Consider the following 15,852-nt stretch of genomic DNA (forward strand, 5'->3'; position numbering starts at 1 on the left):
TCTCGATGGACACCCGCGCCGGGGTGCCCGACGATGATTTCGCCCGAAAGTAAAACCTCGCGGTTACTCTCGAGGCACTCCCAAGGCCCCCCATGCGGGGGCCTTTCTTTTGGCGTAGCGTCCCAGGTAACCACAAGACGATTCCCTGCGAAGAACAGCCCGTACTCAACGAATCTTCGGAACGAGGCGAATGATGGCGACGGGATCGACCGGCGGTTGGCGGCAGGCATGGCGGCGGATGCGCCCCGGCATGAGTCGCGGGTGGCGCTATGCGGCGATCGGCGGCGTGCCGCTGCTGGTGGCGGCGGGGCTCGGCTATGCCGGCGGCTGGCTGGCGCCGGGCCGGCTCACGGCGCAGAAATTGATCGACCAGTTGCAGGCGAACGGCGGCGAGCATCCCGGTTACCGCCGCAATCACGCCAAGGGCGTCTGCGTGGCCGGCCAGTTCGTCGGCAATGGCGCCTTGCAACCGTACTCCCGCGCGCAGGTGTTCGAGCGGGGAAGCGTGCCGGTGGTGGGGCGTTTCGCGCTCCCGGGAGGTAACCCTTACGCGCCGGACGGCAGCGTGCCGATCCGCAGCATGGCCTTGCGCCTGACCCAGCCCAACGGGCAGCAATGGCGTACCGGCATGAACAGCATGCCGGTGTTTCCGGTGGCGACGCCGCAGGCGTTCTACGAACAGTTGCGCGCGCAGCAGCCGGACCCGGCCACCGGCAAGCCGGATCCGGCCAAGGTCGGCGCGTTCTTCGCCGCGCACCCGGAGACGGCGGCCTTCCGCACCTGGGCGAAGAGCGCCAAGCCTTCGCCCAGCTACGCGGTGGACACCTATTGGGGCTTGAATGCCTTCGAGCTGGTCGATGCGCAGGGCGCGCGTTACGCGGTGCGCTGGCGCATGGTGCCCGAGGCCGCCGCCGACGGCGCAACCGGGCAGGGCGCGGATTATCTTGCCGCGGATCTGTCCGCGCGCTTGGCGCATGGCCCACTGCGCTGGCATCTGCTGATGACCCTGGCCGAGCCTGGTGATCCCACCGACGACGCCACCAAGGCCTGGCCCGCCGGCCGCCGCGAGATCGACGCCGGCACACTCGAACTGACCAGCACCACGCCGCAGGACAGCGGCGATTGTCGCGATGTCAATTACGACCCGCTGGTGCTGCCCGACGGTATCCAGGCCTCCGACGATCCCCTGCTGCCGGCGCGCTCGGCCGCCTATGCCGATTCGTACCTGCGCCGCACCAGCGAGGAAGCGCATCTGCCCGGCACCGCAGCGGTGACCAAGGAGGTGCGCTGATGGCCCGCCCGTCCGAGGTGTTCGTGTGGCCCGCGCGCGTGCTGCATTGGCTGATGGCGGCGATGATCCTCGCCATGCTCTTCGTCGGCGTGGGCATGGTCGCGTCCGTGTCGGAGCGGCATGCCTGGCTGGTCGCTCTGCACAAGCCGCTGGGTATCGGCATCCTGCTGCTGGCGGTCGTGCGCCTCGCCGTCCGCCTGCGTCATCCGCCGCCGCCCTTGCCGGCGGACCTGCCGGCGCTGCAGAAGCTGGCCGCGCATGCGTCGCACTGGCTGTTGTACGCGCTGATGTTCCTGCTGCCGCTGGTCGGCTGGGCGATGCTCTCGGCGGGTGGTTATCCGGTGATGCTGGGAAGTTCGCTGCGGCTGCCGTCGATCTTCCCCGCCAATGCGGTGGCGTTCGCCTGGCTGCGGCATGCGCATGCGTGGCTGGCGGCGCTGCTGTTCCTCACCTTCCTGGCGCACCTGGGCGCGGCGCTGTATCACGGCCTGATCCGCCGCGATGGCGTGCTGTCGAGCATGACGGGATGGCGCCGCGAGCCATAAAAAATGGGCCCTCGCGACGAGGGCCCACCCGTTCATACACTAAAAGGAGACGTTCGCCGGCTCGCCACAGGAAGTAGGGGAGTTCGCTTGCCGGCGAGAGATAGGTTGCCGCTCTGGGGCCGATTACTCCATGAGGAAATTCCTAATCTTCTAAGCGCGTGGCTGAGTTCGCCGTCGCCACCGGATGTAAACGTTCTCGCTGTATTTCATCCGGGCGAGCCCATCCCGTAATCCGTCGCAGGCCGCATCAGGCAAGGGTTTTCGGGAGCCCCGCTCACCCGGCCATCACGACGGCTTGGTCACGATGCGCCGCCACCACAGGGGTGGAATCCGCGAAAAGGGAGAGTCACGACTATGAAGCTGCGATACCTCGCGCTGGGCCTGTTTCTTACCTGCAGTTCGGCCGCATGGGCGACCCAGCAGGCATCCGCCGTACAGGGCATGGGAAGTGCCGCGCCGGGCACCTCGGACCGCTCGCTGAGCCCACGCTGGCACGTCTATCTCTTCGTGAAAGACGGCATCGAGTACGTGCAGGTCAACGACACCGCCGGCCGCGTGCGCGCGGGCATCGCAGCGTCGGCCGGCACGCATCTGGTGCTGCCGATGGGTACGGATGCCGCCAATGTCGCCACCCCGGAGGCGCCGCTCGCGGCGGGCAACGTCCGCGGTTTGGAACGGGTGTACAAGGACGCGCTCGTCACGCTGACCGTAGGCATCAACGATGCCGGGCAGCCCGTCTGGACGGTGGCCGACACCTCCACCGGCAAGCTCGCGCCCGTTTCCAACTGCAAGGAAGATCCGAACAGCTGCCCGATCAACCGGATCACGACCGCAGCGCCGGCCGATGAGTCCAACTGCAAGGAAGATCCGAACAGCTGCCCGATCAACCGGATCACGACCGCAGCGCCGGCCGACGAGTCTAACTGCAAGGAAGATCCGAACAGCTGCCCGATCAACCGGATCACGACCGCAGCGCCGGCCGATGAGTCCAACTGCAAGGAAGATCCAAACAGCTGCCCGATCAACCGGATCACGACCGCTGCACCGGCCGACGAGTCCAACTGCAAGGAAGATCCGAACAGCTGCCCGATCAACAGGATCGCGCCGGCGGCGATGCGTCAGACGGCGGCGCCGGCCGACAGCATCGTATCCAACTGCAAGGAAGACCCGAACAGCTGTCCGATCAACCGTTGATCAGGCCGTAGCGCAGGGCCGCCAGTTCTTGCCGCAGGGTCACCTGGACGCCACGCTCGTCCACGGTGACCTCGCCGTTGAAGAGCTGTGCCCGCAGGCGCAGCTCTTCCAGGCCCAGTCCCAGCGTACCCAGGCAGTTCATCACCTTGTCCTGCGGCGGCGGCGCGATCGGCGTGCCGTCGCTGCGCACGCTCAGGCGGATGGTCGCTTCGTAGCCGCTGACGGCGGTGTCGGTGGCCAGCACGATGCGGTCGCTCGGACGCTCCTGCAGCAGATACGCCACGGCTTCGCAGGCGAGCCGGTAGAGCAGGGTCAGCGAATGGCGCGGCAGGCGGCTCCATGGCCCCTGCACGTCGGCCTGGTAATCGATGCCGAGGTTTTCCAGCAGCTGCGTCAGCGGGCCTTCGGTGAGCGCGTGCGGATGGCCGGCGCCCATCGGTGGTGCCAGCGCGTCGGCCAACTCCTTCAGGCGCGAGGTGGTTAAAGCCAGCCTGCGCTTGTAGGCATCCACCTCGTCGCGATCGGCCGACCGGTCAAGCTGGATCAGCAGATGGCGGTGCGTGCGCGCCAGTTCGCCGCTCACATAGGCCAGCTCGAACGAACTGCGCTGCAGTTTCATCTCGGCCAGGTGCTGCTCCATCCGCGCCTTGTCCATGTGCTGGTCCATCGCCGCCAGCGCGTGTTTCAGACGCGTGGTCTGCATGCCCAGCACGGTGAATAGGGTGAGGAACAGCGCCATCATGGTCTGGGTCATCAATGTGGCGTTGTCGAACATCGATGGCATCAGCGCCACGATGCCGAAGCTGCAGATCGCGCCGATCACCGCCGCGCCTTTCCAGCCCCACGTGACGGCGAAATAGGCCGCCGGGACAAACAGCACGGCCTGGCCGGTGAAGCGCAACAGCGCGTTGTCGGTACTGGACAGGGCCAGTACCTCCACCGCCACGGCGGCCATGGTGACCAGCGCGGCCTGCAGCAGTGCGCGGTTGTTTTCCCAGATGCCGCGCAGCGAGCCGTGCTCGTGCCATTGCAGGCTCGCGGCCAAGGCCAGCGGCACCACCGCGAGCATGCCGCTGTAGGTGCCGAGGAAGTAGTCGGACAGCAGGTCCAGCAGCGGCTTGCGCCCGGCGTCTGAGGCCCCTGACATCAACGAGGCCACCATCAGGCCATCCGCCACCAGCACCATGCTGGCCGCGAAGATGCACACCAGTACGCTGCCCAGGCGGATGTCCGGCGGCGCGAGGCCGGGCAGCCTGTCTTGGCAGAAGCCGACCACTGCCATCAGCAGCGCGATCGGCGGCATCACGGAAACGAGGTAGAACGCCCAGCCGAACGTGGCGATGCCGTCGGAGAGGTCGTAGGCGAGCAGCACGGTTTCGCTGACCAGCAGTACTGGCCAGTAGCGTCGCGGCATCAGCAGCAGCACGCCCAGTTTCAGGCCGCTGGCCGGCACGAAGTGCGCAAAGCCGACTTTGCGCAGCAGCATGTAGGTGATGCCATAGATGATCGCGACCAGCAGCTGTCGCCCTAACCATCCCAGCCGTGCTTCCATGTCCGCCCCGTGAAACGCTCTCTCCCCGAACTGGCGTTGCAACTTAGGGACAGCGGTGTGAAATGTCCGAGAAGGATGGCGGGTGCGAAAAGCGAGGCCGCAACGTGTTTCCGGTGAAACCTTGGCGGCGACGCTGGCGATCGCGAAGCGGGACGGACACTTCGCTCAAAGTCATCGCGTATTTCCTGACATCCGAGTCAGAAATCGATGGCATGGAATGCCTCGGAAATGTGCGCTGTCTGACCGTCGCGGACCCGCCCTCCCGGAGAGCGATCGAGTCCGCGACCAGCGTTTTACGCGGCGCTTTCGCGCGTCAGTCGCTGATGCCGTGCGCCTTCAGCACGCCGGAGATATCCACGCGCCACAGGTTGCGTGAACCGTTGAGCGCGCCGCTCAAGCGTTTCTGCAGCGAGCCGATATCGTCGCGCCGCTTGGGGAAGCTCATTTCGTCCTGGCGATTGCTCGATACATAGAGTTCGCCGAAGCGCGGACCCAGCGTCGGCGCGTTCTCCAGCGACGGTGTGTTCACGTCGCCCCCCAGATGTTCCGGCTTGCCCCAGCGGCCATCGGCCTGGCGGAAGGCGATGTAGATATCGGCGCTGCCGAGCGAGTCGCCCTCGTTGCCGGCATACAGGATGAAGCGGCCGCGCGGATCGATGCACGGATCCATGCGGTTGTGCTCGCTGTCGCCCAGCTCCACGCGTTGCGGCGCGGCATAGCCCTGGCCCGCGGGATGCATGACGTACACCTGGTAGAACTTGCCGGAATCGGGGCGGTGCGCGGAGAAATAGATGTCGCCGTTGGCCGCGATCGAGGGGTTGTAGAGCATGGCGCCCTCGTTGTGCGCGCCATCGACGTGCACCGGCTCGCCCCAGCGGCCGTCTGCCTTCCGTTCCACGTACCACAGGTGGGTGCCCGCGAAATGCTGCCCGCCCATTTCCGCCGTGACCGGCGCGTCGCCCGGATGCGGCGGGCGGTTGGAAACGAAGTACAGGCGCTTGCCGTCCGGAGCGAAAGCCGGTTCGGAGTCATGCCATTGGCCGGAGAACGGCGCCACTTCCGGCGCGGACCAGCCGTCGCCGTGGCGCTGCGCGATCAGGATGGTGTCGTCTTTCTCGGCAAAGTCCGAGCGCATGAACACCAGCGTCTTGCCGTCGGGCGAGAAGGCGGCCGTGGTCTCCTGCAGCCCGGTGGAAACGACGCCGGGGCCGAGCAGCTCGGCGGCGTGCAGGGGCGCGGCGCAGCCGAGCGCGAAAGCGGTGGCCCAGGCGAACGTGTGCAGCTTCATGTGGAGTTCCTTCGGCGTTGGGTGAATTCCTGGCCGCAGGATGGGATGGCCGGCATGGCGGCGCTCGGGTTTTGTGATGAGCGGTCTTTGGCGTGGGTCGAGCGGAAGGCAGCGATGCCTCAAGCCATCCCCAGCACGTCCCGCGCCTGCGCCCGGAAGCGCCGGCTCAGATTCAAGCGCGTGCCATCGCGCAGCACGACCTCCGCATTGCCCTGAAACAGCGGATGGATTTCGCGGATGCGCTCCACGTTGACCAGGGTGCCGCGGTGGATGCGCAGGAAGCGCCGCGGATCCAGCGTTTCCAGCAGGTGGCTCAGCGTCTCGCGGTGCAGGTAGCTCGCGCCGGCGACGTGGATATGCACGTAGTTGCCGTCGGCGCGGATCCAGTCGATATCGTCCGTGGCGATCACGCGGATGCTTTCGCCCACGCGTACGCTGAGGCGCTGCGCGTGGGCGGGAAGCGGCGCCGGCGCGGCGCGAGCGGGGACGTTCGCATGGAGTCCTGCCCATTGCCGCCGCACGCGCGCCATCGCCTGGTCGAAGCGCGCCTGGTCGATCGGCTTGAGCACGTAATCCACCGCGTTGGCGTCGAATGCGCGCAGCGCGTGTTGGCCGTAGGCGGTGGCGAAGACCACCATCGGCAGGGTGTCGGGCTGGAGCTTGTGCAGCAGCTTGAAGCCATCCATGCCGGGCATGCGGATGTCCAGGAACACCAGCGCAGGCTCGAGTGCCGCGATGGCCTGCATGGCTTCGTGCGCATTGCCGCATTCGCCCACGATCGCCACATCGGTGTGCACCGCCAGCGCCTGGCGCAGCGCGAGGCGGGCCAGGACTTCGTCGTCCACCAGCAGGGTGCGGATCGGCGACGTGTTCATGCGGCGGTCTCCGCGACGTGATGGCGGAACGGGAAGCGCAGCTCCACGCGCGTGCCGCCGCCGTCCCGCCGCGCCAGCGCCACCGAGGCCGCCTCGCCGAACAGCATGCGCAGGCGCGCGCGCGTATTGCCCAGGCCCAGGCCTTCGGACATACCTTCGGGCAGGCCCAGGCCATCGTCGTCCACGCGCAGGTAGAGCTGCGCGCCTTCGCGGCGGCCGAGGATCTGCAGGCGTCCGGGCTCGGGCTTGTCGAGCAGGCCGTGGCGCAGCGCGTTCTCCACCAGCGGCTGCAGAATCATGCTGGGCACGGCGGCGTGCAGGGTGTCCGCCTCTACGTCCATCTGCGTGCTCAGGCGGTCCTGGAAACGCACCTGCTGGATGTCGAGATAGCAGCGCAGCAGTTCCAGTTCGTGCGCCAGCGGCACTTCCAGCGCATGGCGCTCTTCCAGGGTCAGGCGCAGCAGGTCGCTGAGGCGCGAGATCATCAGGCGCGCCTGATGGGGGTCGGCCAGGGCCAGCGCGGAAATCGCGTTGAGCGTGTTGAACAGGAAGTGCGGCTGCAGTTGCACGCGCAGCGTGCGCAGCTGTGCCTGCGCTAGCTGCGTTTCCAGCTGGACGCTGCGCAGGCGCTCGTCGCGCAGCCGGCGCCGCGAGTCCAGTCCGCGCAGCACCACCAGGATCACCCAGTACAGCAGCAAGGCGAAGTGATAGCTGTAGGCGAACTGCATGCGCAGGAAGCCGCCGAAGCTGCTTACCGGCGCGCGCCCCGGCCCGCATGTGATCCAGAAGATCGCCAGGTGCACCAGCAGTTGGGCCAGCGCCACGATCAATCCCGCCGGCACGTGCACGGCGGCGAAGCGGCGCCAGCCGCCGTCCGCCGCGCGCCGCCCCAGCCAGGCCACCACGGGCACCAGCAGCATCCACAGATAGAAGTCGCTGAAATTCCACACTCCCACGCGCCACCAGCTCGGCGCCTGACCCTCGCTGATCTGCGACAGGCCATTGCTGAGCGTGTAGGACGCCCCCAGCAGGGTCCACAGACCCAACTGCGCGACGACGGCGGCCAGTGGGTTCATGCGGGAGGGCGTCATGCGTGCGGACTCGGGCATTTCATCGGCAACCGCGGGTTGGCATCCGCCGAGTGTGCGGCGGATGCCGACGGCCGGGTAGTGCCGCAGGGCCTAGGGCGTGGCGGCGCGACCGACATCCGCCACGGCCGCATGCCTGGCCAGCCAGCCGCGCAGATCGAACGCATGCACGCGCCGGTCCGGGGCGTTGTAATACAGCGTGGCCCGATCGGACGACAGCCGCGGCTCGATGCCGGCCACGCCCAGCGGCTGCGGCGAACTCCAATTCTCGCCGTGGGCGAAAGCGAGGAAGAGCTCGCTGCCTGCCGCCGTGGCCGGCGCGCGCTGGGAGCTGAAGACGATGAAGGATTGGTCCGGCGCCACCACCGGATCGAAATCCCCGGTCACGCCATCGCTGAAAGGCAACGGTTGCGGCGCCTGGTACTGGCCGCCCGCCAGGCGGCTGCGGAACAGGCGGAACGCGCCCTTGCCGTTGGCATCCGGATCGGTGCGCATGAAATACAGCGTGCCGTCGGCGGCCAGCGCCGGCGCGAACACGGAGGCGTTGGTGTTGAGCAGCGACGACAGACGCTGCGGCGTGCCCCAGCCATCGCGGGTGCGCGCGACCTGCCACAGATTGCCGCCACGCCCCGGGAAGCGCTGGCCGTTGAAGAAGCCGTCCAGCGCCGTGCCGCCGTCGTGCTCGGGGCGATTGGAGATGAAGATCAGCGACGAACCGTCCGGCGCCATCGCCGGCTCGATGTCCTGCCATTGCGTCGAAAACGGCAGCGGCTGCGGTGCCGACCAGCGCTCGCCGTCGCGCGTCGAGGCGAACAGCCGGGCGGTCTTGTCCACGGCGCGCGTGAACACCACCGAGTGCCCGGCCGGATCGAACGCCGGCGAAGCGTCGTTGGCGCGATCCCATGGGCCGGCGACCGGCGAGCCATCGCGCGCGTGGACATCCAGCCATGGCGCCAGCGTGACCTGCCAGAGATTGTCGCCCTCCTTGTTCCAGTCGGCGTTTTCGCCAGGTACGCGCAGGTCGCTGTTGTAGTAGAGCGTGCGGCCGTCCGGCCCGAGCTGGGCGCCCATCGCGTGGGTGCCGGCGTTGACGGCGTCGCCCAGGTCCTGCGGCAGGCTCCAGCCCTGCGGCGTGGCGAAGGCGATCGCCAACCGATACGACTGCATTTTCGAGCGCTTGATGCTGACCACGAGGAACGAGCCGTCGCGTGCGATCGCCGGATCGCGGATGGTCATGTCGTCCGTGCCCAGCACCACAGGGTCGGGCGTCTGGTAGCGGCCATTGCGCAGCACCGAACGCAGCGGGTGCAGCGCACCGTCCGCGCCGCAGCTGATGTAGTAGAGCGTGCCGTCCGCACTGATGCTGGGCGCGAACACCGAATCGCAGCCGTTCACCGTATCGGGCAGGCGTTCCGGTGCGCCCCAGCCGTCGCCGCGTCGCGCCACCCGCCACAGATTCATGCCCTTGCCGGGATAGAGCGTGCGATCGCGCACCTGGTCGAGCGGCGGACCCTTGCCATCGGCCGGGCGGTTGGAACCGAACACCAGGAACGATCCGTCCGGCGCGATCGCCACATCGCTATCGAGCCAATGGCCGGAGAACGACGCGACCTGCGGTTCGGACCAGCCGGCGCCTTCGCGGCGCGAGACCATGATGGCGTAGTGATCGCCAACGCTGCGCGAGAAATAGACGGCTGAGCCGTCCGGGAGGAAGGCGGCGGAGCCTTCGTCGCCGACGCCGGAAATCACGCCGGGGGAGAACACGGTTGGCTTGGGGTTGTCGTTGGCGGCGGCGACGGTGCCGGCCAGGGCGGACAGAAGGGCGAGGGAGAGCAGGCGGCGCATCGGTAGAACCTCGTCGGAGAGATGCCGGCGACGTTAGGGCGATGCGACAGGGCAATCACGGGTTGCGTGATGAGCGGCGCGAACGCGGGGATGAGCGGTATAGCGCGCAGCCTCACTCCCTTTTTCCGCCAGGGTGAGGGGCCGGGCGGAGCGTAGAAGCGGAGCCTCGCTTAGCTCCCTCTCCCCGCCGGGGAGAGGGCTGGGGTGAGGGGCCGGGCGAAGCGTAGAAGCGGAAGCTTCAAAGCACACTTCGCTCCATAGAACGTCTTTCTCGAGCACTCGCCGCTCATCCGCCTGCCGGCACCTTCCTCGCTCCTCAGAGCAGAGCACATCCATGTGCTCTCACCGCGTACTCCCCGGAGGGAGAAGGATTCGCTAGCTGGACGTCGCTTCGCTCACCTTGCGCCCGGCGCCCAGCCGCCACTTCAAATTCACCCCAAGCGTCCCCGCCACGATCAGTGCCAGCCCGGCCAGTTGCACCGGCACCAGCCGGTGCCCATAGATCAGATAATCCAGCAGCAGCGTCACCAGCGGATACACGAACGCCACCACGGCGATGGTCACCACCGGCAGGCGCGGATACGCGCCATAGAACAGCACGTACACGATGCCGCTGTGAATCACGCCCAGCCCCGCCAGCCACAGCCAGTGCGTGCCGAGATGGAATACGCCCGGACTGGAGAAGCCCGCCAGCATCGCCACGCCGACCCAGCACTGCACCATCACCAGCGCGAACGGGCGCTCGCGTCCCACCTGGCGCGACATCAGCAGCGACGCGCCGCACAGCACCGCGCCCAGCAGGGTCAGGCCGATGCCGATCAGGTACGAGGTATCGGCGTCGTGCCACAGCTTGGCGGGATTGGCCGAGCAAGCCACGCCGATAAAGCCCAGCAGTGTCCAGGCCAGATCGGCCGGGTGCGTGCGTTCGCCCTGCAACAGCGCGGCGAGGATCAGCATCACGAACGGAAAGAAGTGATAGACCAGCGTAGCCACGCCGATCGACGAGCGCGCCATGCCGGCGAACAGCGCCACCCAGTTGAGCACCAGCAGTACGCCGCTGAATACCGCGCCGCGCAGCAGCGCGCGCTCCTTGAGCAATCCGCGCAGGTAGCCGCGTGCCAGGCCCAGCACGAGCAGGAACACGCCGCCGAACAGACAGCGATAGAACACCGCGGTCACCGGGTCCTGGCCGCTTTCATGCACGAACACGCCGACCGAACCGATCAGCAGTTCGGCGACCAGCAGTTGGAACAGCGCCGCGCGCGAGGCGTCGCGGCCGGGCAGGGTGGTCATGAGAGTGGTTCCGACGGAAAGACAGCGTCAGCGTAGGCTTTCGGCACCGACCGATACAGATTCAGATAGGATGGAAATCGACCAATACAGATGGGATGGCCGCCATGCTGCTCTACGAACGCCTCGCCGGTGAACTGCGCGGGCAGATCGCGCACGGCGCGCTGCGCGCGGGCGAGCGCCTGCCGTCGATCCGCCAGCTCGCGCAAGGGCACGGCATCAGCGCCGCCACCGCGGTGCAGGCTTGCCTGCAACTGGAGCGCGAAGGACTGGTGGTGGCGCGTCCGCGCTCGGGCTACTACGTGCGCGCCGCGGTGCCTGCGCTGCCCGCGCCGAAGCCGCCGCGGCGACGCGCGCCCGGCACGGTGAGCAACCCGGCCTTGCAAGACGTGCTGGACATGCTTTCGCGCAGCGACGTGCTGCCTCTGCATAGCGCGACGCCCGCACCGGCACTGCTGCCGCAGGCGGCGCTCACTGCCGCGCTGAGCCGCAGCTTGCGCCACCGCCCGGCCGCCGCGCTGGATTACGCGCCACCGCAAGGCCTGCCCGCGCTGCGCCGGCAGATCGCACGCCGCTACGCACAGCTGGGTGCGGTGGTGGACCCGGACGAGATCCTCATCACCGCCGGCGCGATGGAAGGCATCAGCCTGGCGCTGCGCACGCTCACCATGCCCGGCGACGTGGTGCTGGTGGAGACGCCGACTTATCACGGCATCCTGCAGGCGGTGGCGGCATTGCGGCTTAAGGTGCTGGAAGTGCCCAACCTGCCGGGTAGCGGCATCGACACGGCGCGGCTGGAGCCATTGCTGCAACAGAACCGCGCGCGTGCCGCCGTGCTCGTGCCCAACTTCAACAATCCGCTGGGCAGCGTCACCGACGACGCGGGGAAGCAGGCGCTGCTGGCCAGTTGCGCACGCCACGGCACGGTGGTGATCGAAGACGACATCTACGGCGACTTGGCCTGGTCCGGCGAGCGGCCCTCGCCGTTGCGCCGATGGGATGTGCACGGCAGCGTGATCGCATGCGGTTCGTTCTCCAAGACGCTGTCGCCCGGCCTGCGCGTGGGCTGGGTCGCCGGTGGCGCCTGGACCGAGGCGCTGGTGCGCGCCAAGTATTTCTCGACCGTCGGCAGCGCGAGCCTGCCGCAGCTGGCGATGGCCGAGTACCTGCAACGCCATGATCTGGAGCGCCATCTGCGGCGCCTGCGACGCACCCTGGCCGACAACGCGCAGCGTCTGCACGAGGCGATTGCGCGGCATTGGCCGGCCGGCACACGCGCCTGCGAACCACGTGGCGGCCTGTCGCTATGGTTGCAGTTGCCGGAGGGCGGCAGCGGTTATGCGCTGTTCGAGGCCGCGCTGGCGGAAGGCATCGGTACGTCGCCCGGCGTGCTTTTCTCTTCGCGCGGCGATTACGGCGATTGCCTGCGCCTGAGCTGCGGCATGCCGTGGAGTCCGCGCCTGGACCAGGCCCTGAAACGACTGGGCCAGCTGGCGCGACGCCAGCTGGCCCGGTAAACGGCAGGAAGAGGCTGCAGGCCGGTGGTCCACGGCAGACCCGGGCGCTAGCCCCCGGCCTGCAGCCTGCAACGCGCGGCTTACTCTTCGTCTTCTTCCTCGTCTTCTTCGTCCTCTTCGTCTTCTTCGAAGGTGGACAGTTCTTCCACGCGCAGGAAGTTGGGCGTCTCGTCGGCGAAGACCATGGCGTGGCCGTCGGCGCAGACGGCGCGCACGCTGCGGCGGCGGGTGCCACCGGCTTCGGATTCGACCAGGGCGAAGCAGACGATGGCCTGCGCGCTTTCTTCGCCGCCTTCGTCGTAGACGGCGACCCAGCCGGTGGCGGGCATGATCTGGAGGATGGTGTCGAGGTTCGACATGGGTGGGTTCCTGGTGGGGGAAAAGGGTTAGCTTGCCCGGGCGGGGAGGGAGGCCGCAAGGCGTTGCGTGCGGTGGCGCGGCGTGCTTGCTGGCGTGGTGGCTTGGTCGCCGCTTTGTGGCGAGGAGGTGTAGTGGCGCACGTTGGGGTGAGCGCTGGCGAACCCCAAACGGGAGACTGGCGTGGGAACTTGTTCTTGCTCATCGATGCGTCTGATGCATTCGTGTCTCGCCTTATGGGCGAGGGTTTCGTCTCGCTGCCGCGGGCCGAGTTACTTTTCTCTGCTTGCCCAGAGAAAGTAACCAAAAGAGAGGGCGCCCCGGCACGTCGCCCCGCGAAGCTGCGCTGCTCCGGGTGCATGAGGGCCGGCCGGGCTTTTCGACACGACATCCCTGCCGGCTCCTCCTTCGGGGCCTGATCGTCCAGCCCTCACCGACGCACAGGGGCCCCGGCAGGTCAAAAGCCAGAGCAAGAGCCGCCGCGTTGCTCATGGCTGCTTGCGGGTGCGCTGCATTTCGCCCTCTCCCCGCTGGGGAGAGGGTGGGGTGAGGGGATCTACGGAGCGTGTCTTTTCAATGTCGCCGATGCCCATCGCCCGCCTCCCCAGCGGCGCGACGGAACTTCCCGCGCAAGGCCCCGCACGGCGATGATCGCCGCCTCGGAGCGACTGACGCGAAGAAAGACCGCACATGGTCATCCTGACGCTGTTTGCTCTGCCGGTGGTCTTCGGCGTGATCCTGCTGGTGGTCGCCCGGCGCGGCAGCAGCCGTGCCGGATGCGTCGAAGCTCCAGGCGGTGAAAGTGCTGGCCTGGATGATGGTCGGCATGGGCGTGCTCGCCATCGGCGAGCTCTACAGCATCGGCATCCTGCTGTCGGGATGCTGAGATCTAATGACGCAGCGCCGGTTCGGGCGTAAGCATCATCAGATACGCGGCCGCCGACCAGCTGAAGTTCGGCGACTGATAACCGTTGCCGGTCAGCGGATCGTAGTTCTCATAGAACGGCGCCTGCGCGGTGAGGCCCTGCGCATCGAGCACCAGTCGGCGCGCCATTTCGTCCGCCTGCGCCGCGTAGCCGTAGCGCCGCAGCGCCTCCACACCGAAGTACGCCTGATCGAGCCATACCGGTCCGCGCCAATAGCCCTTGATGGGCGAGAAGCGCGGATCGTCGGCGGCGAGGGTGGGGAAGGGCATGCGCGTGGCGAATTTCGCCGGATCGAGCATCACCTTGGTGACGGCGCGCGCCTGCGCATCGTCGGCCAGGCCGGTCCATAGCGGTGTCCAGCCTTCCGGCCCGTACACGCGCACCGGCGCGCCGTCGGTCAGGCGGATGTCGAAGAAATAGCCGCGCTCGCGGTCGAACATGCGCGTGCGCACCGCGGCCTGCGTGTGCTTCGCTTCCGCGAGCCAGGCCTTGCGGTCGTCGTCCTTGCCGAGCACGCCGGCGATGCGCGCGAGGTCCTGCGCTTCCTTGAACAGATAGGCGTTGAGATCGACCGATGCCTGGTCGATCGACCACGCGCCGGGGCCATTCGCCAGCATTTTTGCGTCGTCGAAGCGCACCGCGTTGTCCATGCCGCTTTCCCACGCAGCGGCGATGCGCGTGCCGTCGGTCGCGCCGAATTCGGCCAGGCCGTCGTGGTCGTGGTCGCGCTGCTGTGACCACCAGCGATGATAGCGCGCCAGCTTGTCGTACATCTCGGCGAGGAAGGCGCGGTCGCCGGTGGCGTCGTACACCGCCAGCACCGCCCAGCTCGCCAGCGGCGGCTTGGTGTCGCGCCAGTTGTTTTCCTTCGCGTCGAGATAGATGCAGTCCGGCACCATGCCGTCCGCGCGCTGCCAGTCGAACATGGTGCGGATCTGCTCGCGCGCGAGGTCCGGCGCGAAGCGCGCGAGCGCCGCGGCGTGTTTCCACGAATCCCAGGCCCAGAAGCCATTGAAATCGGGATTGGAGTACGAAGGAATCACGCCGTCGTGCCGCATGTCGCCGCGCGCGGCGCGCCAGTTGGCGAGCAAGGTGACCATTGCCTTGGCCGCGACGCGGCGCGCCTGCTCGTCGGGGACGCCGGGCAGGCGGGCGCTGTCGGCGGCGGCCAGATAGCCCTGCCAGCGCGTGCGGTTGCGCCGCCAGGCATCCGCGTGATCGAGCGTCGGCGGCTTTTCCTTCGCGCTGTCGTGCAGCAGGGTCTGCTCGACGTACAGGACCAGGGGGTGGCCGGCTTCCAGATGCAGCGCGCCGACAGGCACCAGGCGATAGTGCGGACCCTCCGCGCCGGCCTTGACGGTGCCGACGCCGAACAGCTGCGTGGTAAGCGAAGCCTGCCGGCCCAGGATCTGCACGACAGCATCGCCTTGGGCGCGCGGCGCATCGGTCATGGTTTCGCCTTCCACGCGCAGGCGCACGTCGCGCGCCTCGGTGGACGAAAGCTCGATGCGGGCGACCGCGCGCCATGCGTCGGCGAAGAACAGCGTCTCGCGCACGCTCAATCCGACACCGGCGTGCGTGCGCTCCAGGTAACCGGGGCCGGCATGGCCCGCTTGTGCGGCCAGTGCGAGCGGCTTGCCTTCGGCGTTCTGCAAGGTCCAGGCAGCAAAGCGGTGCCCGGCCCAGCGCCCACCATCCAGACTATGCGCGAACGGGCCGCTGAAGCCGGTACCTTCGTCGCGCGCCGGCAGGCTGTAGCCGTGCCATGCGCCGGCATCGAAGAACAGGTTGAAGCGGCGGTCGGTAGCCGACGTCGGCGTGCCATGCAGGTCGAGCAGGTCGAGATAGCGGTCGTCGTCTCGCGGTACGGCGGCGAAGGCCGGGGCAAGCGAGGCGGCCAGCAGCAGGGCGAACAGCGGTTGGCGCATCAGGGGCACTCGTCGAAGCGGAAGCGGCGATCTATGCCGCATCCATCGCGGCTTGTCGCGTGCCGTTCGCTGGTGTCGACCTTGGCGCGGTCCGCCGCGGCGGGCTGATGCGGGCCGCCGACCCCGTTTGATCCAGGTCAAGGCGGACCAGGCGGG

12 protein-coding genes are annotated in these 15,852 nt (G+C 68.0%); 4 read left to right on the plus strand and 8 right to left on the minus strand.

Annotation, left to right across the window (positions count from 1 at the left end):
* Positions 1-250: 250 nt before the first annotated feature.
* From ACNR9O_RS05970 to ACNR9O_RS05980, 3 genes are all read left to right on the plus strand, one after another.
* Positions 251-1,291 (plus strand): catalase family peroxidase, encoded by a 1,041-nt coding sequence (locus tag ACNR9O_RS05970; RefSeq protein WP_473682176.1) that lies wholly within the window; start codon positions 251-253, stop codon positions 1,289-1,291.
* The gene (locus tag ACNR9O_RS05975) at positions 1,291-1,836 is read left to right on the plus strand and encodes a cytochrome b (protein ID WP_473682175.1); all 546 of its coding nucleotides are present in this window, start codon (positions 1,291-1,293) and stop codon (positions 1,834-1,836) included. Before ACNR9O_RS05970 ends, ACNR9O_RS05975 begins: the two co-directional genes overlap by 1 nt.
* Positions 1,837-2,190: 354 nt before the next feature.
* Positions 2,191-3,030, plus strand: coding sequence for a hypothetical protein (locus ACNR9O_RS05980; protein ID WP_473682174.1), 840 nt, complete (start codon positions 2,191-2,193; stop codon positions 3,028-3,030).
* Here ACNR9O_RS05980 and ACNR9O_RS05985 read toward each other — a convergent pair.
* The 6 genes from ACNR9O_RS05985 to ACNR9O_RS06010 form a co-directional block, all read right to left on the minus strand.
* Positions 3,020-4,582 (minus strand): MASE1 domain-containing protein, encoded by a 1,563-nt coding sequence (locus ACNR9O_RS05985; RefSeq protein WP_473682173.1) that lies wholly within the window; start codon positions 4,580-4,582, stop codon positions 3,020-3,022. The genes ACNR9O_RS05980 and ACNR9O_RS05985 overlap by 11 nt on opposite strands.
* A 313-nt stretch (positions 4,583-4,895) precedes the next feature.
* Positions 4,896-5,870, minus strand: coding sequence for a hypothetical protein (locus tag ACNR9O_RS05990; RefSeq protein ID WP_473682172.1), 975 nt, complete (start codon positions 5,868-5,870; stop codon positions 4,896-4,898).
* Positions 5,871-5,989: 119 nt separating this feature from the next.
* Positions 5,990-6,745: a LytR/AlgR family response regulator transcription factor gene (locus tag ACNR9O_RS05995; RefSeq protein WP_473682171.1), complete on the minus strand. Its 756-nt coding sequence runs from the start codon at positions 6,743-6,745 to the stop codon at positions 5,990-5,992.
* Entirely contained in the window at positions 6,742-7,836 is a 1,095-nt protein-coding gene (locus ACNR9O_RS06000; RefSeq protein ID WP_473682170.1) for a sensor histidine kinase, read from the minus strand. The genes ACNR9O_RS05995 and ACNR9O_RS06000 overlap by 4 nt, the downstream gene beginning before the upstream one ends.
* Before the next feature lie 90 nt (positions 7,837-7,926).
* Complete coding sequence (locus ACNR9O_RS06005; RefSeq protein WP_473682169.1) at positions 7,927-9,678, minus strand: TolB family protein; 1,752 nt, start codon at positions 9,676-9,678, stop codon at positions 7,927-7,929.
* A gap of 375 nt (positions 9,679-10,053) precedes the next feature.
* Entirely contained in the window at positions 10,054-10,971 is a 918-nt protein-coding gene (locus tag ACNR9O_RS06010) for a DMT family transporter (RefSeq protein WP_473682168.1), read from the minus strand.
* A 104-nt stretch (positions 10,972-11,075) separates the two neighbouring features.
* Between ACNR9O_RS06010 and ACNR9O_RS06015 the strand changes: the two genes are divergently transcribed.
* Positions 11,076-12,485 carry an aminotransferase-like domain-containing protein gene (locus tag ACNR9O_RS06015; RefSeq protein WP_473682167.1) on the plus strand — a complete coding sequence of 470 codons (1,410 nt, stop codon included), beginning with the start codon at positions 11,076-11,078 and terminating at the stop codon, positions 12,483-12,485.
* 80 nt (positions 12,486-12,565) lie between these two features.
* Here the strand turns inward: ACNR9O_RS06015 and ACNR9O_RS06020 are convergent, their stop codons facing one another.
* Both ACNR9O_RS06020 and ACNR9O_RS06025 read right to left on the minus strand, forming a co-directional pair.
* On the minus strand, positions 12,566-12,844 hold the full coding sequence (locus ACNR9O_RS06020) for a hypothetical protein (RefSeq protein WP_473682166.1): 279 nt from the start codon (positions 12,842-12,844) through the stop codon (positions 12,566-12,568).
* Between the two features lie 887 nt (positions 12,845-13,731).
* Positions 13,732-15,696, minus strand: a complete 1,965-nt coding sequence (locus ACNR9O_RS06025) for an MGH1-like glycoside hydrolase domain-containing protein (RefSeq protein ID WP_473682165.1) — start codon at positions 15,694-15,696, stop codon at positions 13,732-13,734.
* Positions 15,697-15,852 lie beyond the last annotated feature (156 nt).

This window comes from Dyella sp. CR10, from assembly GCF_055814425.1.